This is a genomic window from Bradyrhizobium sp. UFLA05-89 (assembly GCF_059803475.1).
This window is the reverse complement of sequence record NZ_JBANBA010000052.1, coordinates 1-23,533: the sequence shown is the minus strand read 5'-3', so window position 1 is coordinate 23,533 and position 23,533 is coordinate 1. Positions and strand designations below refer to the sequence as shown.

Annotated in this window: 18 protein-coding genes and 1 pseudogene; 14 read left to right on the top strand and 5 right to left on the bottom strand. The window is 59.3% G+C overall.

Annotated elements, in window-relative coordinates:
• Window positions 1-265: 265 nt before the first annotated feature.
• From SO139_RS24970 to SO139_RS24940, 7 genes are all read left to right on the top strand, one after another.
• On the top strand, window positions 266-646 hold the full coding sequence (locus SO139_RS24970) for a hypothetical protein (RefSeq protein WP_498540725.1): 381 nt from the start codon (window positions 266-268) through the stop codon (window positions 644-646).
• 22 nt (window positions 647-668) lie between these two features.
• Window positions 669-2,018 (top strand): ThiF family adenylyltransferase, encoded by a 1,350-nt coding sequence (locus SO139_RS24965; protein ID WP_498540724.1) that lies wholly within the window; start codon window positions 669-671, stop codon window positions 2,016-2,018.
• Window positions 2,015-2,524 carry a Mov34/MPN/PAD-1 family protein gene (locus tag SO139_RS24960; protein ID WP_498540723.1) on the top strand — a complete coding sequence of 170 codons (510 nt, stop codon included), beginning with the start codon at window positions 2,015-2,017 and terminating at the stop codon, window positions 2,522-2,524. Before SO139_RS24965 ends, SO139_RS24960 begins: the two co-directional genes overlap by 4 nt.
• A gap of 323 nt (window positions 2,525-2,847) precedes the next feature.
• Complete coding sequence (gene panB / locus SO139_RS24955; RefSeq protein ID WP_498540722.1) at window positions 2,848-3,720, top strand: 3-methyl-2-oxobutanoate hydroxymethyltransferase; 873 nt, start codon at window positions 2,848-2,850, stop codon at window positions 3,718-3,720.
• 14 nt (window positions 3,721-3,734) lie between these two features.
• Window positions 3,735-4,583 carry a pantoate--beta-alanine ligase gene (panC, locus tag SO139_RS24950; RefSeq protein WP_498540721.1) on the top strand — a complete coding sequence of 283 codons (849 nt, stop codon included), beginning with the start codon at window positions 3,735-3,737 and terminating at the stop codon, window positions 4,581-4,583.
• A 1,750-nt stretch (window positions 4,584-6,333) separates the two neighbouring features.
• Window positions 6,334-7,269, top strand: coding sequence for a S1/P1 nuclease (locus SO139_RS24945; RefSeq protein ID WP_498540720.1), 936 nt, complete (start codon window positions 6,334-6,336; stop codon window positions 7,267-7,269).
• A 484-nt stretch (window positions 7,270-7,753) separates the two neighbouring features.
• Entirely contained in the window at window positions 7,754-7,957 is a 204-nt protein-coding gene (locus SO139_RS24940; RefSeq protein WP_498536658.1) for a hypothetical protein, read from the top strand.
• A 463-nt stretch (window positions 7,958-8,420) separates the two neighbouring features.
• Here the strand turns inward: SO139_RS24940 and SO139_RS24935 are convergent, their stop codons facing one another.
• The 5 genes from SO139_RS24935 to SO139_RS24915 form a co-directional block, all read right to left on the bottom strand.
• Entirely contained in the window at window positions 8,421-10,049 is a 1,629-nt protein-coding gene (locus SO139_RS24935) for a radical SAM family RiPP maturation amino acid epimerase (RefSeq protein WP_498540719.1), read from the bottom strand.
• A gap of 85 nt (window positions 10,050-10,134) precedes the next feature.
• Window positions 10,135-10,407, bottom strand: a complete 273-nt coding sequence (locus tag SO139_RS24930) for a hypothetical protein (RefSeq protein WP_498540718.1) — start codon at window positions 10,405-10,407, stop codon at window positions 10,135-10,137.
• A 257-nt stretch (window positions 10,408-10,664) separates the two neighbouring features.
• Entirely contained in the window at window positions 10,665-11,099 is a 435-nt protein-coding gene (gene tnpB, locus SO139_RS24925) for an IS66 family insertion sequence element accessory protein TnpB (RefSeq protein WP_498540751.1), read from the bottom strand.
• 84 nt (window positions 11,100-11,183) lie between these two features.
• A complete protein-coding gene (locus SO139_RS24920; protein ID WP_449380716.1) occupies window positions 11,184-11,345 on the bottom strand; it encodes a hypothetical protein in 162 nt (53 codons plus the stop codon).
• A 223-nt stretch (window positions 11,346-11,568) separates the two neighbouring features.
• Entirely contained in the window at window positions 11,569-12,606 is a 1,038-nt protein-coding gene (locus SO139_RS24915) for a cytochrome-c peroxidase (protein ID WP_498540750.1), read from the bottom strand.
• A 487-nt stretch (window positions 12,607-13,093) separates the two neighbouring features.
• Between SO139_RS24915 and SO139_RS24910 the strand changes: the two genes are divergently transcribed.
• The 7 genes and pseudogenes from SO139_RS24910 to SO139_RS24880 all read left to right on the top strand — a co-directional run bounded on the left by SO139_RS24910 (window position 13,094) and on the right by SO139_RS24880 (window position 23,503).
• Window positions 13,094-13,771, top strand: a complete 678-nt coding sequence (locus tag SO139_RS24910) for a lytic polysaccharide monooxygenase (protein WP_498540717.1) — start codon at window positions 13,094-13,096, stop codon at window positions 13,769-13,771.
• Between the two features lie 354 nt (window positions 13,772-14,125).
• On the top strand, window positions 14,126-14,737 hold the full coding sequence (locus tag SO139_RS24905; protein ID WP_498540716.1) for a TetR/AcrR family transcriptional regulator: 612 nt from the start codon (window positions 14,126-14,128) through the stop codon (window positions 14,735-14,737).
• Window positions 14,738-15,216: 479 nt separating this feature from the next.
• Window positions 15,217-16,638 (top strand): annotated as a pseudogene (locus SO139_RS24900) (efflux transporter outer membrane subunit); the annotation flags it as partial.
• A 9-nt stretch (window positions 16,639-16,647) separates the two neighbouring features.
• Complete coding sequence (locus tag SO139_RS24895; protein ID WP_498540749.1) at window positions 16,648-17,763, top strand: efflux RND transporter periplasmic adaptor subunit; 1,116 nt, start codon at window positions 16,648-16,650, stop codon at window positions 17,761-17,763.
• A gap of 29 nt (window positions 17,764-17,792) precedes the next feature.
• Window positions 17,793-20,849 (top strand): efflux RND transporter permease subunit, encoded by a 3,057-nt coding sequence (locus SO139_RS24890; RefSeq protein WP_498540715.1) that lies wholly within the window; start codon window positions 17,793-17,795, stop codon window positions 20,847-20,849.
• 1,066 nt (window positions 20,850-21,915) lie between these two features.
• Complete coding sequence (locus tag SO139_RS24885) at window positions 21,916-22,194, top strand: helix-turn-helix domain-containing protein (RefSeq protein WP_449380722.1); 279 nt, start codon at window positions 21,916-21,918, stop codon at window positions 22,192-22,194.
• A 4-nt stretch (window positions 22,195-22,198) separates the two neighbouring features.
• Window positions 22,199-23,503, top strand: a complete 1,305-nt coding sequence (locus SO139_RS24880; RefSeq protein WP_498540714.1) for a type II toxin-antitoxin system HipA family toxin — start codon at window positions 22,199-22,201, stop codon at window positions 23,501-23,503.
• The last annotated feature ends 30 nt before the right edge of the window (window positions 23,504-23,533 follow it).

Below are 23,533 nucleotides of genomic sequence, written 5' to 3'. Positions count from 1 at the left end.
CAAGCCCCCTAACCGCGGCAATATAGGTCTCTGCTCGGCGCCACGGCGCCCGGCGTGAAGTAAACAGAGAAGGATTAAGTATGGCCAAACCGCCCAATCAACGCCCTGAACACCCGCCACATCCGGCGCACCCCGACGTGCCTCCCGGCCCTCCGAGCGAGACACCGGGCAAGGGGCCGCCGCGCCCCAGTTCGCCACCTAGACATCGTCCCGTGGGCTAAGTTTGGCTAAGCAAAACCAGCTCGGTCCCGGCCACGATTGGTGGATGATCTGGCCGGAGCTCCTCGAGGCCGAGCTGGCGGCGTTCGCGCGTCTGGGGATTGAATCTCGAACCATTCATAAGAAAAACGGGGTTCTGATTCTGGAGGCGGACTGGCCGGTGGACGGGCAGCCCGCTTCCATGCTGTTGCGCATCGGATATTCCCCGATGCACCCCTTCTTCCGACCCGCGGTGGCAGCGCCAAACGAGAGCTTCGAGCGCCATCAAAACCCCCTCAGTCGTGAGCTGTGTTTGCTCACACAGGAGGCGGGCCAGTGGGACTCCAACCAACTCGTCGCCGATTTCGTCCAGGAGCGATTAGACCATCTCCTGCGCACCCTCGCGGCGAGAAGGGAGGGCCCGCTGGGACGATGCAGCCGAGCTTGAGGAGCAGACCGCCGAGCCGTTGATGCCGTATTTTGCGCCAGCGGCGGAAGAGGATTCGGTCATCCTCTTCGATGGTCAGGTGGAGTTGCCGCCGGTGCGGCACGGCTTAATGGAGGTGGTCTGTTCCTCTCGGTCTAGTCGGAACAACGGCGTTGCGATCGAGGGAGTCCTGCGGCAACTGAAGGCAAGCAGCGGCGCGTCGCTCGGAAAATGGTTCGGATTTCCGGTGGAGCCGGAGCAAACTAAGGTGATAACCGGTCGCTTCGTCAAGTTCACTCCCCCCATTTCAACCGACGCCGACGAACTGCTTCGGTTTGCCGAGGCGGAGCTCGCGCGTCAGGCGGTGCTGGAACAGGAGAGTGTGCGGAAGGTCAACGAAACGGCGCATGGTCCCTTATCAATCACCGGCATCGTGTTTCCCGAGGAGACCAAGTACGGCTCGCAGAAAAACGGCGCTGGGTGGCTCTTCCTGGTCACCCGGCGTGCGGTAGGGAATGAAACCAACGGGCCAGCCGAGACCAGGCTGGTTCTCGGAGAGCGGGCGGGAAAGGACGACGTTTTTTCCCGGCTCCCAGTCGCGAAGTCGCTTCGGACCAAAAAGGCCGTCGTTGTCGGAGGCGGCGCGATCGGAAGCTTCGCTGGGCTCGAACTGGCTCGAGCGGGCCTCGGAGAAGTTGCTTTCGTTGATTTCGACACGGTCCAACCTGGCAATAGCCTGCGATGGCCATTGGGTCGTTCAGTCTGGGGAAGAGGCAAAGCCCAGGCTCTCGCGAACTTCATCGCAGAGAACTATCCGTGGACGAGGGCGGGCTTCTTTCCCGGACGTCTCGGCGGGGCATTTACCAATGCGTTGACGCTCCCGCGCGATTTCGGCAACGTGCTCACGCCGTTGTTCGAACTGCTGCGCACTGCCGACGTGGTGATTGACGCTTCGGCTTCGGAAGAGGTGCAGTTGGCGCTGTCCTACCATTGCAAGCGTTTCGGTGTGCCCTACGTAGTCGGCTACGCAACTTATGGCGTCGCGGGCGGCATTGTCGCGCGCTTCCTGCCGGATGCGGAAGGCTGCTTCGTCTGCCTCAGGGAGCACTGGAAGGACAAGCACATACCCGAGCCACGCGTCGACGATGCCGGCGTCGTGATTCCGGTCGGCTGCAGTGCTCCGACCTTCATGGGGGGCGGCTTCGACCTGCAGGAGATCTCGCTGGAAATCGCGCGTACTGCGGTCGGGGTGCTTTCCAAGGGAAACTACGACCCCGGCTGCTGGACGGTGGCCGTGCTGACGTTGAAGAACGGCGACGGATCGAGGACATTGCCCCGCTGGGAGGGATATCCCTGCCCCCCTCACCCCAGATGCTGCGGAGCCAAGTGGTGACCGTCTGGCTTTCCTCGCGCGTGATGCAGTCGATGTGCGAGGGCGCGCAAGATCTGTCTCCACTGGAGAATGGAGGGATCTTGCTTGGCTGGCGCTCGGGAGAGGACCGCATCATCGTTGAATTGCGCGGCGGTGGCCCGCGCGCCCTTCACGGACGCTATTGCTTTCTGCCGGATCACCAGTGGCAGGTGGCGGAGATCAAACGCGCCTTCGAAGCCAGCGGCGGCGACCTCGACTACCTCGGCGATTGGCATTCGCATCCGGACGGGATTGCAGAAATGAGCCATCTCGATTCGGCCACGCTCTTCCGAATAGCCCGACGAGTGAGCGCCCCGCTTATGCTGATCGTGGCCGGCAGCGGAGCGGAGTGGTCGCCGCAATGCTGGAAAGGACAAATCGTAAGATCCTTCCTTCGGCGCCGATTGCTAGCAGCCCAGCAGGAACTTAGGATATTTGATCCGCCTGCGACTTGGGCGGTCAGTAGCTCCAATTCGCTCGCTCTGTGATTTATCCTGCGTTCGGCGCCCGTATCCAAGCAGCAGTGCCTATCTTGAGAAACCCTATATGTCTTCGGCGAGCTGCGCTCTCGCCGTGATTGCGCGCCGTGCGAACTGCAAAGAGTCAGCTCATGTTCGCATCTTGCGCGTTCTCGGGTTCAAATGACCACGTAGCTCTAGTTGTTGGTGCAATCATTGGATGATTTTATGAGTCGATACTTGATTTTTGAGATGTAAGTTTCCTTTTTCCTGCTCGCCATTGACAATTTTCTCACGTCTTCCATAGGAATACACGACTCTGGGGGGCGTGTCAGTGACGGATCGGACTTAACATGAGCCACATTTCGGACGCGCCTGTCGAGCGCGTCACCATTCCAGCGCTGCAGCGGTGGAAGGAAGAGGGGCGGCGTGCTGTAATGACCACGGCTTACGATGCGGTGACGGCACGCATCGCTGACCCCGTCGTCGACATCATCCTTGTCGGGGATAGCGTTGGCAACGTCTGCCTCGGATTTGACAACACGCTGCCGGTCAGCATGGCGATGATGAATCATCATCTGGAGGCCGTGGCGCGGACAAAGCCTCATGCGTTACTTATAGCCGACATGCCCTTTCTTAGCTTTCACCTCAGTCCCCAGGAGACCATCCGCAGCGCCGGAGGCTTCCTGCAGCGTGGGGCCGACGCGGTGAAGCTCGAGGGTGGAACCAAGCGTGCCGAAATCGTACGCGCCTTGGTTGATTGTGAGATTCCGGTCATGGGCCATCTCGGCCTGACGCCGCAGAGTGTCAATGTTATGGGTGGTTTCAAGGTGCAGGGCCGGAAGGCCGATGATGCCTTACGTCTGCTTGACGACGCTTACCGTCTGCAGGAGGCTGGATGTTTCGCTATCGTTCTGGAGGGGATCCCGGCAGAGCTCGCTGCCCGAGCGACCGAGATTTTGACAATACCGACGATTGGAATCGGGGCGGGCCCCAGTTGTTCGGGCCAGGTTCTTGTGTTTCATGATGTGCTGGGCTTAATCGAAGGCCGTCGGCCAAGATTCGTTCGCACCTATGTCGAGGGTTTTCGGCTGTTGCAGGAGCCGCTGTCACACTGGGCCGCAGACGTCCGCAACGGCGCGTTCCCGACGCCACAAGAATCCTATCGGCTTCCCGACGGCTTGAGCGCGGCGATCTCAAACTGGACGCCTCGCAATCCAACCTGATGTAAAGCTCAAACATGCAAACAATTACGACGGTCGCTGAGCTTCGTACCGCCCTCGCGAAAGCTCGTGACAAACGGATCGGCTTCGTCCCGACAATGGGTTACCTGCACGACGGCCACCTGGCATTGGTCGAGGCGAGTCGTGCGCAATGCGATGTCACGGTCGTAAGCATCTTCGTCAACCCCACTCAGTTCGGGCCGAACGAAGACCTCGGTACCTATCCGCGTGCTTTTCTGCGCGATGAGAGGCTGTGCCGTGATGCCGGCGTGACTATTCTTTTTGCTCCGGTTGCTGGGGAGGTCTATCCGGCGCGGTTTGAGACCTTCATCGATCCCGGCGAACTATCAAAACCCTTGTGCGGATCTTTCAGGCCTGGGCACTTTCGCGGTGTCGCGACAGTCGTCTGCAAGCTGTTCAACATGGTGCGGCCGGATATCGCATTTTTTGGGCAGAAGGATTTCCAGCAATGCTCGGTCGTCCGTCGCATGGCAGTTGATCTCAATCTCCCCGTCGAGATCGTCACAGTGCCAACCGTTCGCGAGCCGGACAGGCTCGCAATGAGTAGCCGCAATCGCTATCTCAATAAAGACGAGCGCCGGCGGGCTCTTGCGATCAGTCGCGGACTATTCGCGGCGGAGGCCGAATTCCATGCAGGCGAGCGCGAATGCGAGAAGCTTATCATGATCGCCAGGCGGCATTTGGATGAGGTCGACCGGCTGCAATACCTTGAGCTAGTCGATGCCGACACGCTTGAGCCGGCCGCCAGTCCCTTAGCTAATCCTGCCGCTCTGTGCGCTGCGGCCTACGTCGGCTCGACGCGGCTGATCGATAACGTAATCCTCAAGGCGGACGAGAGCACGTAGTACGAGCGATCGGGCTCGAGCGACGATATCGCGGCTCCACGATTCTGGGCGGTAAGGCGCGATCGCGGCACACGATGACTCACTGCTGAGCATGAGTGCGAGCCTCACGTTATCAAGCACATAACGAAAGAGACGAAGGGGGCGGCATGCTTTCTCTCTCTCGCCCGATGGCGCGGGCCAACGGCTGCAAGAAGATATGAAGGGTGTGAATATCCCTCGCGTCACACCTTCCGATTCGTGTCGTGTAGTAGTTTTGCGGTGATTGGCCCGCAACTGCGCAGTTGCTGTACCTTGATTTAACGAAACGCAGATAAGACCAAGTTTGATCTGCCGTGTCGTCCGCCTTCGCAAGGAACGCTGAGGGCCTCAGGCTAAGCCAGCCACAGAGGCAACACATCGGCCGGTCCGGGTGTCCATGCTGATTTGAACAGTTCGAGACCACCGGGCGTCGGATTGCTGCGCTTTGAGAGTGCGAAGGCGGCGCTAAAACTACATTTCAGTGTGTCCAGATGCAAGTTATCGATCGATCTCGCTAAATTTCGTCAAAAATTGCCGATGGAGTGCAGGATTTAGGCTCAAGTCCGCTACTGATTGCACTAATCAAGATCGAACGACGCTTATAGTTAGCAACATCGGCGAAGTCCTCCAATGGAGCGATTACTTCGTCAATCGGTGCGCAACCAAGCGCTTGCGCGCGGTGTCCCGTACACATTGGAAGCTTGGCGCGGATCGAAGTCGCGCGTGGTTTGCGCGTGTAGTGCTGCGCCGAAGGAAATGCCGGGCGCGAGGCCTATCCACGTAACGCCGACAGGAGGCAAGAATGCAAAACAGCTCCCATAATTCGGGGCATGGTACAGCAAGGTGCTGTGCGATCTGCGGTGGAAGGTTCGGTCTGATCCGCTACTACTGCTGGCGAACGGCTCTTTGTTCCAAGAAGTGCGTCGACCGTTTCAGGCTGCGGCGGGAGGGCGATCATAGATGGCTCTCCTGGCTGCGAGCGGCCTAGCTCCATCGAGATCGGCAGGACATGCCATGTGGTGTGCGGTTGCCCCGAGATCGGCGCGACTTCGATACAGCATCGCTGACAAGTCCCAGGCTGGATAAAAACTCTAACGGGCCACGCTATGAAGTTCATCCTCGTGAATCACAGGACCCCGCACGGCAACAGAACCTGCAGCGGATGTGCTCGGTCCTTAGGTCCAGGTTATGTGCGAGACGTGACAACGGGAGGAGGATATTGCGAGTACGACTGCTATCGTCGTCGTCACCTGACAGCCATCGCCTTCCCTTACCTGACAGCCCGGGACTTTTTTAGGCCCGATACGCAAGCTCTCGTTCCTGTTGGATTCGAGGCCTTGCTGAGTGCAGCCTTCATGCTGGCTTAAGGTCGGCCTCGCCACAATGTCATGGATCAATACGGTGGCGCGTCCCGGCGCGCCCTCCAAGTCTGAAAGATCTCCATCGGCTTAACCTCGGAGTGGTGGGGACCGCGCGGGACTTGCGATGGTGTGTGCGGATTGAGCTGATGGGGAGCTTGCGTGATGACGAGGACGGCGACCAGGCGTCGCTCCGGCAAGACGTCCACGGGATTGCGATCCGCACTTGGTTTGAACCACGCGTTGCCCCCCAAAGCGGCTCTTACGTGGCAAGCACCGTTTTTCCTTCTTTTCGACGACATAAACGACGTGTATGAATCCGTATCCGCAACGTCAGCGGGTTCTTTTGCATTTCCTATTCAATGAGGATTTCCATGAAGACACGTTTCTGGATCGCTTTGAGCTGTGCAGTGCTCTTGGGGGCGCCCACCAACGCCTGGAATAATTTCGGACACATGGAGGCAGCTGCGCTGGCCTGGAGTCAGCTGACGCCCGCCGCCAAGCAGGAAGCCACGCGCCTGCTCAAACTCAATCCTCAATATGATGGCTGGGTCCAGGGCGTGCCGGCGAGCCAGCGTGACCAAATCGCGTTCGTGAAGGCGGCGACGTGGCCGGACCAGATCAAATCGCTCAGCGACTACCATAACGACGGCGACAGAAACGGCGATGTTGCGCCCCAGACGCCCGAAGCTTCGCAGAACATCGGCTATGCAGATCACAACCGACACAAGTACTGGCACTTCATTGACGAGCCCTTTTCGACGGATGGTACCCCCTTGCAGCAGCCGCAATCGCCCAACGCGCAAAGTCAGGTTGCTATCTTCAAGAGCACGCTTGCGGATAAGACGGCACCGGACGACGTGCGCTCATACGATCTTTCCTGGCTGCTGCATCTGGTCGGTGACCTGCATCAACCGTTGCATGCGACCTCCCGCTTTACGCACGCCGAGCAAGATGGCGACGCTGGCGGGAACGACGTAAAGATCAAGTGCACCAAGTGTGGAAGCGCCAGAGAGCTCCACGCGTTCTGGGATGGGCTGTTGGGACCGACCAGCGCGCCACCACAGGATGCGATCGACGCCGCGGCGGATCTTCGTACGGTCGATAGCGGTTCGACGGATGAGAACGATTGGATCCAGGAGAGCTTCGAGATCGCCAAGCAGTCAGTGTACGCGCCGCCGGTCCGCGGCGGTGATGGCCCGTACAAGCTCACGCAGGCTTATCAGTCGAGGGCCCACAGGATCGCGAACCAGCGAATTGCGCTCGCCGGCGCCAGGATTGCGGCTATCCTCAACGACGCATTCAAATGAGCGTCCGTCTGGGTGCTCATCTTAAGTCGTTGCACACGCCGGCCAAGCATCCCAGCAGCAAATGTTCGAGAGGCGAGGATTGCGGCTAGGGTCCACGGCAGCTTGTCGTATTGCTTTCGCGTGAGAACCGGCATGCCAAGACGAAGTGTGCTTCCATTGAGACGCATGCCAGCGCCTTCGGGAAAATAGAAGGTACGACGAAAAATCGGCGCGCTTCCGTTCGTTTGGCAGCCGCTCTGGCATTGGTCGCTCGCGTTGAGCGGGGCCGCCGCTTCTGGAGGCGGCGGCCACTTGCCGCGAAGGCGCCGGTTACGCGAGACAACGGCACGTCCGCGACCGCCACCAAAATGCGCGGTTCATGTGCGGCGACAAGGAGCTTTGCTCGTTAGTCTTACTAATCAAGGTTTCCGCAATACGGTGCTGCGTGGTGCTGCGGGATCCGATATATTAGTAAATTCAGGGTATTCGTTTATTTGAGAGATAAATGTCGCATTCAGTTGAGTTGATCGTCAACGGCTATGTCAGGCTGAATGACCGTGGCGCGCTGGAGAGCCTGCTTGCGCATCGGCAGGGGCTGCTGAGGCAACTGAAGGGCGTCACCGGCATCGATCCAAGGCAAGTCGTCGCACAAGTAAGCCAAGAAATCGCAGTCATCGAAGCTGGACTTGCGACGATCACGCCAGAGTGACGAGCAGACGGCCGCTCAGTGGAGAAATCTGGTGTTGGCTTTGTCGCCCTTTCTTTCACGCCGTGCGGGCTAATCCGGAAACGAAGAGCGCGAGCATGGTGATCCGACGGCACGAGCTACGGCGGCTCACGACCGGTGTCGGTAACCATTGCACAGCAACAGAATCATCTGCGAGCCAATTGTTCATGTGACGCCGGCTCGCGCGCGAAGGCCCCCGAGCGGGGGTTCTCGGCAACGATCCGCGAGGTCTCTTCGAATTGCCCAACACCCATCGTACAATATCCAGCCGAGAAGCGTTTCGAAACAGGCTTGTAGCTGAGCGTTCGCCAACGGGTTGGATACAAGTACCAGCATCAGGCCCGGGGTAGTCAGTTCGCTTGCTTATGGAGATATGCCAGGCCACGATCATCACCCCCCGATCGTTGGACATCCCCGGCTCGCCTGACCGACTTGCGCTGATTTGTCACCCCGCTCGGCGACTTGCGAGATGGCAAGATGGTGCAGCTCGTTCAGGGCGATGTGCGGACTCAATAGGAGCGAAATGATCCACGCCCGTGCGAGAGGGCGCGTGTTTGGTCCCTTCGATGCGGCTCGTCACGTCGTCGCTGGTCTGCCAGGCGAAGCGGTCATCGAAGTCCTCTTCGATTACCCCGGCTGCGTATAACTGATCGAGCAGGTCGGCGACCGCAAGGACGCTCGTTCCGTCGGTCGTGACCCGCATCACCAGCTCCGAGGCTGTGCAATTGCCGCACGCGATTTGATGGCCAACGGAAGTTGGAGCGACATCGTCGAGCACGTGGTGTTGCATGTTGCGTGAGCGTAGATGGAAGGAGCGGTTTCCTGCTTTGTATTGCAGGTTGCTGCGGAAGCGGATCGGCAGGTCGGGGGCTGGGCTCTCGAGCATATGCTGGTCGATCATTCTCTGCAGTCCCTCCCGGAACTCGTCAGGCGTCCTGAAGAAGCGTTCACCCACGATGCGGTACCCGAGAGGCCAGCGTTCGCTACCCGGTATCGGCGTGACCAGTTGTAAACGTCCCTGCGGCATATTTACCAGGAAGCCGGAAGCACAGGCGATCGTCGTTTGGTCGCGCTCCAGCAAGGCGATTGCATCATCCCTGTTGGCGTCCCTGAGCTTCTCCTTTCGCTCGCGCGCCCGCCCGGTGAGAGCCTTTGCGATCGGCGCCTCCTTGCCTTGCAGGATGAGTTCGACCCCCATCAGTTCCTCAGGCGAAAACGCCGTGTGAATCTGATTGAGATGTCTTGTGCTCAACACGGAAAAACGGTTCGTCGTAGTGCCATACCGGTTGAAAAGCTCGAGCACGCGCCTCGTGAGCGCCTCATCCTTGAGCGGCGCGGCCGTCGTTGTTTGCGGTAATGCGCCCGTGATCTGATAATAGTCGAACAAAAATCGGTCGTAGTGTGGGTTGTCCATAGGATCTGTGGCCCAGTAGCAGAAGCCAGTACGGGCTGCCGAACCAAACATCTCGGTCGCAACACCAGCCACGCGACGCCAAAGCTCTGCATGTTCTTTGCTATACTCGTAATAGCCTTTGAAGCGATCGGCCGAGAGGCCACAGAACCAGCAACCGACGCTGCAGCCCTCGCTCAGCTCAAAAGCGATAATGGGGTGCGTAAACGACGGCGCCGATCTGCCCAATTCGTCGTCGCAGCGCCGGATTTGGCGTTCGCGCCAGGCATGAAAGCGCGGGTTGATTGTCGACATCTCGCCTCTGTTGCGCAGGAAGTCCCGATGGCGCAACATCTCACGCGTATACTCGTCCCAAATCATAGCCAGCGGCCACGGGGCAGAATCCGACTTGAAGCGGTATTTCAGGTGGTCAGCGCGCCAGAGCGGCAGTATTTCCATCGGGTCAACTTCGATACCGTGGCGCTCTGTTACCGCTCGAGGCGCGTCGACGTTCTCCGAAAGCGCCCTGCGGAACTCCATATCGCCGGCAAGCCGCTCCATGAAGCGCTTGACGTGTGACAACGTGCGCCATTGTTCGGGTGTGCGGCGGTCGAAAAACGTTCGGCAGTGTTCGCCCTGACGATGCTGATGCGCCCTTGCCGCATTTTGTAGGACTGGTGGCATGGTCTCCCCCTGACGAAGTTTGCTTTCATGTTCTCTGCGCACTCGGCTTCCACCGAGCCAACGCGGCGAGAGCCAAAAACTTACGTCACTCTACGACCACAATAACAACGACAACGACGAGAACGACCGCGGCGAAGCTGGGGACCATTTCCGGGATTTGCACAGCGCTCATCGGTACGTCCGTGGTGGAGCTAGCCAGCGCAGTGCTATGCACAAGGCTCGTCGACATCGCAACGCTCGAACCTTGCTTTCGGCCTGCAATCGCGTCGACCTTAGTTGTGAACTCCCCTCGGTTAGGCAATGGGATGCAATTTTTGACCTCATCAAGCGTGAAGTCGTAGCCGAGGCGGTTTCCCATCGCCACAATCGGTGCAAGTCCCGTAGCGTATGGTTTGACGTTTTCGAGAAGACAACCGTGTTTCCTAGATCGTCAACGAATCTCTCTACATCAGTTTGCGACACAGCAAATCTCCGCGCGCCTTGTCCTAATGTTGCCTACCCATCCCTGCCGCCCTGACAAGCGATGACGTCGTAAACAAAGCAAGCGGCGTGCCGGCCTAGAATATTCTGCGCGGGTCGTTTGGCCGCACGTATCGTCAACTGCCGACATTTGGTCTAGATCCCGACAATGGGGCCCCTCAAAATGATGGCAAACCGCGAAGTTCTTCGCAAAGCAAATACTCTGTGGTCGCCAGCGCAGTTGCGGATCCCGCCAGTCGTTTCCTGCCGGGACAGGGGCGATCCGCGACGCTGGAATCGATATCGCATCGGCCGGTGCCTAGGCCCACGGTGAAGGCGTGGTGTAATGCGATAGTCCAATCCCGTCATGCCAAAGGCTCTAGCGGTCCAGGAGGATGTGAAACCGCTAGCGTGAGGATCGCGTTTCAAGCTCTCCTGAACCGTGCTCATCAGGCTTTGCATATCGCGGCGCATGTCGGTGTGGCCTGTTGCGATCCAAACCCTGACGCCACTGCAGACCAAGGGGCGAAAAGTACCGGGCTTCCGCCGCTGGGTGATACCGAGAAATTGATTACGAAGCGCTAAAGGCACGGCGGACACGATCCAAAGGCCAACGCTGCTAAAAAGCCAGAAGCACACATTCAAGATCGTGGTTGGGATTTTCGCCTCGGTTTCTCATTCGTTCGTTTGCTGAGGCCGATCGAGAAGATCAAGCGCAGTACCTATCTGCTCGAGCTGACGCTCAATGTTCTCGCGCTGCTCTTCGTCTTGGGTGGAATCAAGTTGCTCAATAAGCTTCTGCTTTCGGACCAGCAGATTTTTAATGACCGTCGTCATCTGATCTCCGTTACAGCTCGCGATCCATCGGCGATGCCTCTTTTTCCTCACCTTTGATCCAGCGCGTCCGCAGGCCGCGGTAGGAACCGTCGCGATGCTGAGAGACCACTTCGACAGGTTGGGCGGCGTTCGGGGCTCATGGTCGCTGCTAAAGCCGGCAGCTGCGCCGCAAGGAAACCGTAGAGACGGGCGACCTGACCATAGTGTACAGATAAGAACGACACTATTTGCTTAACGAGGGTGGAGGCGTCTCCTTTGTGCGCGGTGGCAATATCGGATACTCGACCTTGGGTAGACGCCCGCTCAGTGAATTAAGAAACGCGACAATATCGTTCTGCTCCTTCTCGCTGAGCTTGGCGCCGAGCTGGACTTCACTCATAACTTCTACGGCTTCCTTGAGAGTCCAAACCTGACCCGAATGGAAGTAGGGCGCCCGCAAGGCAACGTTGCGCAAGGGGGCGACACGAAATACGTATTCGTCACTGGGCGCCTTAGTGACGGCGAACCGTCCCTTGTCGGCAGCGGGAAGCAGTTTGTTATCGGGCTTTTCGATCACACCAAATGGGAAAAAATCCTGTCCCCCAATATTGATTCCGTTATGACAGGAGGCGCATCCTTTGTCCATGAACAGCTTCAAACCCTTCTTTTGCTGATCATCCAGAGCCTTGGCATCGCCATTTAAGTACCGATCGAACGGAGCCGCCGGTGTCGTGAGGGTCGCTTCAAAGGCCTCAAGCGCTTTGGCGAAATTGTCGAACGTGACCGGCGGTGTATCATCCGGGAACGCCATTCTGAACAGATCGACATAGTCTTTCATCGAGTTCAACGTGTTGATCACGTGATCCGCCGTGGCATTCATTTCGACGCTTGCCTGAACGGGCCCTTTGGCTTGTGCCTTGAGATCCGGCGCGCGTCCGTCCCAGAATTGAGCGACATTAAACACGGCGTTGTACACGGTTGGCGCCCGACGCGCTCCCTTTTGCCAGGCGTGACCGACCGAGGTTGGGCCGGCATCGACCCCACCGGTGCCAAGATTGTGGCAGGTATTGCAGCTAATGATCCCGCTCGCTGAGAGGCGAGGGTCGAAAAATAGCATCTTGCCGAGCGCTGCTTTCGCGACTGTGACAGGATTGTCCTTAACTGCGGGGATCGCCGAGGGGATCGGTTTGAAAATTCGTCTCGCCGCCGTCATTAAATCGTCGTTCGCAATAGCATGAGATGAGACGAGCGCTAGAACGATAGCAATAGACACCTTGCGCATGAGACTTCCGGTTTCTTCGAGGCCGCTACCGAGCAACACGTCTTCGGAAGGGCATCCAATAAGTTCGCCGGTTATCATGCAGAAACTGAGCCAAGCCTCACGAGCGAATGGATAGGTGCTCTCCTGCTCGACGTCGGCTTCGCGACATGTTGGCAGCAGCCCGACACAGGGCGCTCGGCCTCGAACGAAGCGTATCGGTTTGTCGCTATTTTCGAAGGCGCAAAGCACTTCTCTAACGGCACGCCAATTGCACAATACTTTGACATCGCGGGCCACCTTTGGATGCCAGGACAGCTAGGCGCGACCCACTAGACGCCGCCGCGATCATGAGGTGCGTGCCGAAGAAGCTGCAGGAGCTACGAGCGCCGCCTCGGCGAGGCGCTATTCCGTAACCAGCTGCGCGGCAGGTTGTTGCCTGACGGCGGATAGCAACCCAGGTTTCACGGTCTTCCTTTAACGGCCAATCCGACAATTCTCGAGGATAACCATGAGGTATATATTTCGACACTGGTCCGGAGTGCTCTTGTGCGCTGCGGTGTCGTTGTTCGCTGTTGCAAGCGTGCACGCGCAGGGGCGCCTCATCGAGCCAGCCTCGCGCGTCGTGCTCTGCGCCGAACACAGAAATAAGGACTGTCCAATTAATTTGTGGAGGGCAAACGTGATGGAGAACGGCAAGTTCTTCCCCGCTATGGAAGGAGGACTGCTAGACCCGATCGCGCCGACTGATGTGCAGAACGCGGCGCCGCCAAGGGACGGCTTTATCGCAGGCAGCAGCGTACGCGGCGATGTGCCGTTGCTCGATGAGCAGACCCCGACGCGCTGGGAAAAAGTTCGGTTACGCCCTGGCGCAAAACAGAAGTTCAGGTGGGAATACAGCGCGGCTCACCTGACACGGCGTTGGAATTACTTCATCACACGGGTGGGCTGGGATTCATCCTCTCCACTCGCTCGTAGCCAATTCGAAGTGAAGCCATTCTGCACAATCCAGAATCACGGCCAGCCGTTTTGGGATCCGAACGCCAACCTGATGCCCAAGGGGCCCACTGTGCATACGTGCGACCTGCCAAAGCGCACCGGCTATCACGTTATTTTGGCGGTCTGGGAAATCGCCAACAGCCCAATGGCGTTCTATCAAATCGTTGATGCGACGTTTGAGGAACACTAGGCGCGTCGAGCGCCGGCCGCTCCGATTGACGGCGAGGCGGTGTTGCCGCCGAAATGCCGCACTTGGCCGATTTGCACCGATCCACCACAGACAGCCTTTTCCAGCAAGGGAATCGCTGGATAAGCTGATTGCTTTCGACTGTTGAGGGGAGATGCGCATTCCAAAATATGTGTACCGACTAGTTCTATTTACTTCTGTCATGGCGCACGCTAAATCGCATTATGGGCAACGTAATATTTTCCAGGAGGCCCTTTTTCGAACTGCTGAGGCGAATGAATGCAGATGGGACAGAAGGGCAAGACACCGCAGAAGGCGGTCCGCGCTGGTCGCCCTCCGAAGGAGTTGGCTGCCGAGGTGGACGAGCGCATCCTCAATGCCGCGCGTGAGCTGTTCCTGGCACGTGGACTGGCCGGGGTCAGCGTCGGGGAGATTGCGCGCCTTGCTCGTGCCAGCAAGGGAACGATCTATGCACGTTTTTCAACAAAAGAGGCGCTGTTCGCTGCAATCGCGATGCGCAACGCGCAGAAGGTGCGGGAAGGATACGAAAGCGCGGTGCCATCGGGCGACACGCCCGAGGAGCGATTGATGGTTCTCGGGAGCGAGATACTCAAGCATGTCCTGGCCGCAGATAGTGTCGATTTCCTTCGTCTTGCGGCGGCCGAAGCGCGCCGTTTCCCTGATCTGGCCAAGGTAGAGCGAATGATGCGCGAACGCGGCATTCATCACACGGCTGGCGTCTTGGAGGACGTGACTGGCTCGAAGCATGGCAAGGCGTACGCCGCCTTCGCTCCGCAACGCCTGACCAAGACGGCCCTGTTCTTCCTGGATCTCGTCGTCGCACCGCTGGTGATGCGGGCGGTGTTCGGCGAAGATCCCAAACGGCTTAGGGCGCAGATTCGTGGCCATGTGGCGGAGAGGGTTTCGTTCTTCCTCGCGGCCTGCCGCGCCAGTGAGCCCGGTCAATAGCAATCCACTCCGTCCGGCTTTTGCGGGAATTCGCCCCCGGTTCGGTCTTTCACCGTCCACTTCTATTCTGTCGCACCCTTGGCTCTCGCGAGGCCATACGCCCGCACGCCCGCACGCACCAAACGGCGGGGCCCGAACACTAGCGTTCGCGAATCGGCGGCTTGGCGCCAGTCTTGCTTTTGATTCCCAATCTTTGTGGTTTGCGGGGGCTGACGCCGCCCGGCAGTCAAGGCGCCGGATGTGACGCTGCGAGCAAAGCCGGATTTGGACTTGTGGGAGGAATGATGCGGCGATCAAAGAATAGTACCTCGCGGTACGGTTAGTTGACAGGTTGGCGCAATATCGGTACCGAACCGTACGGTTCTATTGTTGGTCAGGAGAGAATGTCGTTTTTCGCTAATCACGTACCTTTGGTGGCAGCACGGCGCGGCGAAAGGAGTGTGATTGCCAGGCATCCCGTCACATTTCGGCTCGGATGCTTGCGCTATTTGGCGGGCGTCGTCGCGCCTGCCTTATTGCTCGCCTCTTGCGCGGTCGGACCGAACTTCGTTGCGCCCGAAGCCCCGGCTGTCGAGCGCTACACGCGGGAGCCTCACGTGGCCGCGACGGACAGCACCAAAACGCTCGGCGGCAATTCGCAGTCCTTCTCGCCAGGGGAGGACATCTCAGGCCTCTGGTGGACACTCTTTCGTTCGCGCAAGCTCACGGCATTCGTTGAAGAGGCTGTTCGGAACCATCCCGATATTCAGTCTGCCGAATTTGCGCTCCGCGCCGCCCGGGAGACTGTGCTTGCCGAACAGGGCGCCTTGTTTCCGCAAGTAACTGGGACCGGGTCGGCAGCACGCGAGCAGGGGGCGCTCTACAAGCTCTTCAACACGTCGGTCGGCGTCTCCTATGCGCTCGATATCTGGGGTGGCACACGCCGGCAGGTCGAGGCGCTCGAGGCGCAGGCCGACTACCAGGCGTTCAAGCTGGAGGCGACCTACCTGGCGCTAACCTCAAACGTGATCACAGCAGCGATCACCGACGCCTCGCTGCGGGACCAGATCTCAGCGACTGAAGAGATCGTCAAGGCAGAGACGGATCAGCTGGCGCGTATCCAGCATCAGTTCGAGATCGGCGCGGTCTCCAAGTCCGATGTGCTGTCCCAGGAATCGACGCTTGCGCAGGCCAAGGCGACGCTGCCCCCGCTGCAGAAGCAGCTCGCGCAGCAGCGCAATCAGTTGATGGCCTATCTTGGGCGGCTGCCGAGCGAAGATCGCGGCGAGCATGTCATGCTTGCCGAACTGCGTTTGCCTGGACGGCTTCCAATATCCTTGCCTTCGGAGCTCGTCCGCCAGCGTCCGGACATCCGTCAGGCCGAGGCGACGCTGCATCAGGCGACCGCGACCGTCGGTGTCGGTGTCGCGAACCTTTTGCCGCAGATCACGCTGTCCGGCAGCTACGGTGCAAGCGGAACGGGCAAGCTGTTTTCGCCCGGGACGATCGTCTGGGATGCGACCTCCACCATCACGCAGAAGGTGATCGACGGTGGCGCCCTCTATCACACCAAGGAAGCCAACGTGGCGGTCTTCGAACAGGATATGGCCGCCTATAAGAGCACTGTGATCACCGCGTTACAGAACGTTGCGGATTCGCTGCGCGCGATCCAGTATGACGCCGCGACGCTAAAGGCGCAGGCGGAAGCCGAGAGGGCGGTATCCGACAGCCTTTCGATGTCGATCGAGCAATTCAAGACCGGCGCAGTCCCCTACGCCAACATCATCACGGCCCAGCAATCCTATCTAAACGCGCGGATATCGCGCATCAAGGCGCAGGCGGCGCGCTTCGCCGACACCGCGGCCCTGTTCCAGTCGCTTGGCGGCGGTTGGTGGAACAGGGCCGACCAGACCGCCTATGCCTCGCTTGCGATGACCAAGCGCATGACGATCATGCTGGCCGTTATGGCCGTCCTGTTCGGCGGCCTCTACGGATTCCAGATCTTCAAGGACATGATGATCCGCAAGGCCATCGGGGCTATGACGAACCCGCTGCAGACCGTCTCCACGGTGGTTGCTACGACCAAGCCATGGCGATCCGCCCTTTCTTCTGTCGGCACGCTCCGCGCGGTAAACGGCGCTGATCTGGCGCTCCAGGCTTCCGGAATCGTGCAGAGTATCCAGTTCAGCTCCGGAAACGAGGTGGCGGAAGGCCAGCCGCTGCTGCAGCTCGTTGCAACCGACGACGTCGCCAAATTGCAGTCGCTGCAGGCGACCGCCGAGAACTACGCGATTGTGGTCAAGCGCGGCGAGGAGCAGATCAAGTTCAACGCCGTCAGTCAGGCCACGCTCGACAGTGACAAGGCCAATCTGAAGAATGCCAGAGCCCTGGTCGAGCAGCAGAAGGCCATCGTCGAGCAAAAGACGCTCAAGGCGCCATTCGCCGGGCGCCTCGGCATTCGTGCCGTCGATATCGGCCAGTTTTTGAGCGCCGGGACGACCATTGTCACCTTGCAGAGCCTCGATCCGATCTACGTTGATTTCTTTCTGCCGCAGCAGGCGCTCGCCTCGATCGTCATCGGCCAGGATGTCACCGGGACCGTGGATGCCTTCCCCGGCGAACGCTTCTGGGGCCAGATCTCGGCGATCAACGCCAAGGTCGACAGCGCCAGCCGCAACATTCAGGTCCGCGCGACCATCGGGAACAACCCGGCGCGGCTCCTCCCCGGCATGTTCGCCAAGGTGGAGATCGAGGTCGGCAAGGCCGAAGAAATCGTCACCGTTCCGCTCACGTCGATCGTCAACAACGCCTATGGCGACCTGGTCTACCTCGTGGATAATCTGCACGACGGGCAGGGCGCCGCGCGACAGATGTTCGTCAAAACCAAGCCGGCGAAGGGCGACCGCATCGCCGTGACTGACGGCATCAAGCCCGGCGAGACCGTCGTGATCGCGGGCCAGATCAAGCTTCGCAATGGCAGCCCGGTAAGGATCGACAATTCCCACGTTCCGCTGACCGAGGCGGCGCCGACAATCGTCGACCAGTGAACGCGGCACGAGCAGTAAGAGCCGATACGATGCGCTTCACGGACATCTTCATCCGTCGCCCGGTGCTGGCCCTTGTGGTCAGCGCGCTGATCCTGTTCCTCGGACTGCGGTCGATGACCTCGTTGTCGATCCTGCAGTATCCGCGGACCCAGAACGCGATCGTTACCGTGACAACAGCCTATGCCGGCGCGGATTCCGACATCATCACCGGCTTCATCACCACGCCGCTGGAGAACGCGATCGCCCAGGCCAACGGCATCGACTACATGAATTCCAGCAGCACCACCGGCTCCAGCACCATCACGGTGAACCTGCGGTTGAACTACGATTCCGGCAGGGCGATGACGGAGATCAATGCCAAGGTCAATTCCGTCCTCAACCAGCTTCCGGCCGGCACCCAGCAGCCCACGCTGACGCTGAAGGTGGGCCAGACCATCGATGCGATGTACATCGGGTTTGCGAGCGATGTGCTCGCTCCCAACCAGATCACCGACTACCTGACCCGGGTCGTGCAGCCCAAGCTGCAGGCCGTGCCGGGCGTCCAGACGGCAGAGTTGATCGGCGGCAAAAAGTTTGCCCTGCGTGCCTGGCTCGACGCCGATAAGCTTGGCGCCTATGGCCTGACGGCGAGCGACGTCTCCACCGCGATGTTTGGGAACGATTATATCGCCGGCCTCGGTTCGACGCGGGGACGGCTCGTTCAGGTTGATCTCTCGGCCACGACCAACCTCCATTCGCTCGAGCAGTACCGCAACCTCGTCATCAAGCATGTGAACGGCGCGATTGTCCGACTGAAGGACGTTGCCAACGTGACGCTCGGCAACGACGACTATGACAGCTCGGCCAAGTTCAACGGCAAGACGGCGGTCTACCTCGGCATCCAGGTGGCGCCGACCGCGAACCTGCTCGAGGTCATTAAGGGGGTGAAGAGGGTCCTTCCCGACATCAGCGCGAACCTGCCGAACGGCATCACCAGCGAGATTCTCTATGATTCGACGGAGTTCGTGAACAGCTCGATCGATGAGGTCGTCCGTTCGCTGGTCGAGGCGGTTGTCATCGTGACTCTTGTCGTCTTCCTCTTCCTCGGCCCGTGGCGGTCGGTGCTGATCCCGGTGATCGCGATCCCTCTGTCGCTGATCGGCACCTTCACACTCATGTTGTTGATGGGATTCTCGATCAATCTCCTGACGCTGCTAGCCCTGGTACTCGCGATCGGGCTCGTCGTCGATGACGCCATCATCGTCGTCGAGAGCGTCCACCGCCTGATCGATCAGGGTACGCCGCCCGTCGAGGCGGCGATCCAATCGGCCCGCGCGCTCGGTAGCCCTATCATCGCAATGACGGTGGTCCTGATCGCGGTGTACGTTCCGGTCGGCTTCCAGGGTGGTCTCACGGGCGCTCTGTTCACAGAATTCGCCTTCACGTTGGCCGGGGCGGTCACCGTGTCGGCGGTCATCGCGCTAACCCTGTCGCCCATGAACTGTGCCTGGCTGCTGCGCCGGACCGAGCGGGATGCCACGAATTGGGAGGCGCGCCTGGTACGCAGGATCGATCACGCGCTGGAGTGGCTGACTGCTGCCTATCGCCGCCGCCTCGAATCCATTTTTGCCACCAAGGCCGTCGTGGTGGTCTTCGCGCTGCTGCTGCTCGCCAGCATTCCCTGGCTCTATGCGAATTCGAAGAGCGAACTGGCGCCCGAGGAGGATCAAGGGGTGATCCTTACAATGACCAATTCGGCGCCCTCGGCCACTCATGAGCAACGCCAGTTCTACGAGCAACAGCTCTACGACCTCGTTGCAAAGCGTCCTGAAACGGGGGTTGTCTTCCAGATCGACACGCCCGCGCAGGCTATCGCCGGCTGGGTGCTCAAGCCGTGGGACAAGCGTACTGTGTCCACCGGTACACTTCAGTTCGAATTCCAGGAGCTGCTGAACGGCATCGCGGGCACGCGTTCGGTGGCGTTCCAGCCGCCGCCGCTGCCGGGCAGCAACGGCCTGCCGATCCAGTTCGTCATTGGCACGACGGGCTCGTTCAGCGAGCTCGACGAGGTTGCTCGGAACTTCATGGCGGAGGTGGTCAAGACCGGGCAGTTCATCTTCCTCGACGACGACCTCAAGATCGACAAGCCGAAGAGCACCGTCGTGTTCGACCGCGACAAGGCCGGCGATCTCGGGCTGAAGATGAGCGACCTTGGTGGCGCGCTCGCGACCATGCTGGGTGGCAATTACGTCGAGTATTTCAGCCTGGATGGCCGCTCCTACAAGGTGATCGCGCAGGTCCGGCAGAACGACCGCCTCACCGCCGAGCAACTACTGAGCTACCAGATCCGCACCAGCAACAACACAATGGTGCCGCTGGCGACGGTCGCCCACCTCGAGAATAAAGCCGCTCCGCAGGCGCTCAACCATTTCCAGCAGATCAACGCCGCGACCATTTCCGGCGTGGCGATGCCGGGCGTTTCCATGGGGGATGCGCTCGCGACCTTGAAGGCTCTCGCCAAATCCCTTCCAGCGGGCTACTCGACCGACTTTGCAGGCGCCTCCCGCCAGCTCGAGCAGGAATCGGGCGGCTTCGTCACCATGTTCCTGTTCGCGCTGATCATCATCTATCTTTCGCTTTCCGCGCTGTTCAATAGCTTCCTGGATCCCCTCATCATCCTGATATCGGTACCGATGTCGCTCGCCGGCGCACTGATCTTCATCAGCGTTGGCATCGGCGGCGCAAGTATCAACATCTACACTCAAGTCGGGCTCGTCACCCTGATGGGTCTCGTCAGCAAGCACGGGATCTTGATGGTGGAGGTGGCGAACGAGTTGCGCGCCGAGGGCAGGAGCCGCACGGAGGCCATCATCGAGGCGGCGACGATCAGGCTGCGGCCCATTCTCATGACGACAGCGGCCATGGTGCTGGGCGTGCTGCCGCTTGTCACGGCAAGCGGCGCCGGCGCGGTTTCCCGCTACAACATGGGCCTTGTGATCGCCACGGGCCTATCGATCGGAACGCTCTTCACCCTGTTCGTGGTGCCGGTCGCCTACTCGCTCATCGCCCTTCGCGGGCGGGAGGGCACAGCAGAGGCTTCGAATTGAAGCATTCTGGTCCGGTTGTGCGCCGGAGAGCTGCTGAGACGAATAAGGGGTCCAGCCTGGCATTTGGGTGCTCATCGAGATGCCTGCAGGTTAATGCGTTGTGCTGCCGGGCTTACTTGAGATTTGGCGTCGACATGGAAGGGGACCCGGGACCCGGTGCTCGTTACCGGCTTGGTGTCCGCCGCTGGCAGATGCCGTGGTTGATGTCTGGCAGCTCCACGATCACGGCTATAGACGCAGCAACTGGGCGGACCTGCGATCTCGTGATGTGTCCCCGGCTCCGTACCGACGCCGATGATCATTTGTACCTCTTCTAATCGATCAAAGCCCGCGCTCTTTCCGACCCCCCGCATGCGGCCCGGCGGGAAAGAGCTGGGGCAGGACGCCATCCCTTGCCGTCGGCGCATGGATTTCCCCTCCACCAGCAATTGGTGACGCACGTGTTCGTCGTAGGCGACAAGCACCTCGATTCGGGTGTGCTTTTGGCGTCAATGGCAGCCTGATCCGTGAAGTCGTCCGCCAGCCGTCCCGTCATGCTACAAGCTGATCCATAGCCCGCGGCGCGACGGTGTTGGCCTGCAAACGGAAGTCATCAGACCACCGTCTTAGGCCGCAATGGCGCAACTTCGCGGTCGCGCTCGTGCGACCAGATCAAATTACTGCCGTCGGCCCTAATCCGACCGGTACGCAGCGCCCCCTCTTGTGAATGCATGCAGCGGTTGCAACTTTTGCGGTCTGGTTGCTGGCCACGAATGGAGAGATCGAGGGCGATGATTGCCGCACCGAACGGCTACGACTGCTGCTGTTGCTGGTGCTTGCTGACGATGACGAATCCGGCGGCGACCGACAAAGAGGCGTTCCGAGCACTCCCGTGTTGCGGCGGACGTTAGTTAATATTCCCGATCGGGAACTTTTCTAAAAAATGGAATGTCTGTTACCGATCGGGAATATTTTAGGGGAGTTGCGGGTCTTGTTCCCGATCGGGAATTTTTGGATGCCCCACTTGATTTTATTCCCGATCGGGAATATTTAGGCTTTTGGTCTTTGAAATTTACCGATCGGGAAGATGGCCTCAATCACAACATCCCAAGAGTACGGTGCATTGATTCGCCAGAAGCGTAAGGCTCTAGGGCTGACTCAAGACGAGCTCGCCGAACGCTGCGGCGTTGGCGTGCGATTTATCGTGGATCTGGAGAGCGGAAAACCCTCCTGTCAACTAGGCAAGGCATTAACCGCCGCCGCCGAGGTTGGTTTGCGGTTGGGGGATGTTCCCGCATCCGTCGGTCAGACCCTCGCGCCACCGGACGAAGACGATCCGCTCTCCCACATCCCAACGTTCAAATGACCCCATGCCCGAAATCTACTTTGACCGACTGAAGGTGGCGACGATAGCCGTTGCGAACGAACGCGTCCAAATGCGTTACGAATCATCTTGGCTAACGCGACGCGGAGCCTTCCCGATCTCTCTCTCCATGCCGCTCGGTCCGGACCCCGTCGACCACGACAGGATCATCCCCTGGCTCGCCAATCTTCTTCCCGAGAGCCATCTCTCGGAAATCGGACAACAAATCGGTGTAGCTCCTCAAGATATCCTGGGCTTGCTCGAACACATTGGTCGCGATACGGCGGGCGCTCTTGCGATCGGTGCGCCTCGTCCCCAGCGAGACGAATTCCGCCCTGTCGCCAAGGAAGCTGATCTAGAGCGGATCATCAACGAACTTCCGCAGAAGCCCTTCCTCGTCGGCGAGCACGGGGTCTCGATGTCCTTAGCCGGCGTGCAGGACAAGCTTCCGTTAAGCCTTATCGACCGAAAGCTCGCCATCCCTCTCAACGGGACACCTTCGACGCATATCATCAAACCCGACAGCGATCGCTTGCCCGGCAACGTTCACAATGAAGCCTTCTGCCTGAAGCTTGCGGAAATGATCGGATTGGATACCGCCAAGGCAACAACCGGCCGAGCGGGAAAAAGGCTCTACCTTCTGGTCGAGCGCTACGATCGTCTCAAGACGTCAGAAGGCCAGATCGTACGCGTGCACCAAGAGGATTTCTGTCAATTGCTTGGGTACTTCCCAAGCTCAAAATACGAATTCACCTCTCCTTCCGTCAGGAGCGGTCCGGGTCTCAAGGCGTTGTTCGACGGTGCCGCTCGTTTCATTCAGCCAGGTGCCAGACTGGCGCTTATGGATGCTGTCATCTACAACATCTTGATCTGCAACGTCGACGCTCACGCCAAGAACTATTCTATCCTGATAGGTGCGAGCGGGTCGGCGAAACTCGCGCCGCTCTATGACCTTATGTGCGGCGAAGTCTATCCTAAGATCACGAAGCGGCTGGCGCAGGCCCTCAACGGTCGAAGGGAAGGTATCCACGTTCACGGCTCCGATTGGCAGCAACTGGCAAGACAGGTATCGCTGAGCCCAGCTCGAACCCTCAAACGAGTCGAAGAACTTTGCGAACTGGTCAACGCGAATGCCGACGCGGCAAAAGATGCAATCGCATTATCGCCTGTAGGGTCGCACCAAATGCTCGATCGGATCGCGTTCGAAGTGAAGAAACGGGTCAAGCGAATTCGCAACCAACTATCGAAACTCGATCAATCTCTTCCAGAGTCGCTCGTGAAGAATTCGGAAGCGATTGATCTGTCGCTGTGATTTTGACGTGAGTAAGTATTCGATTGTGCA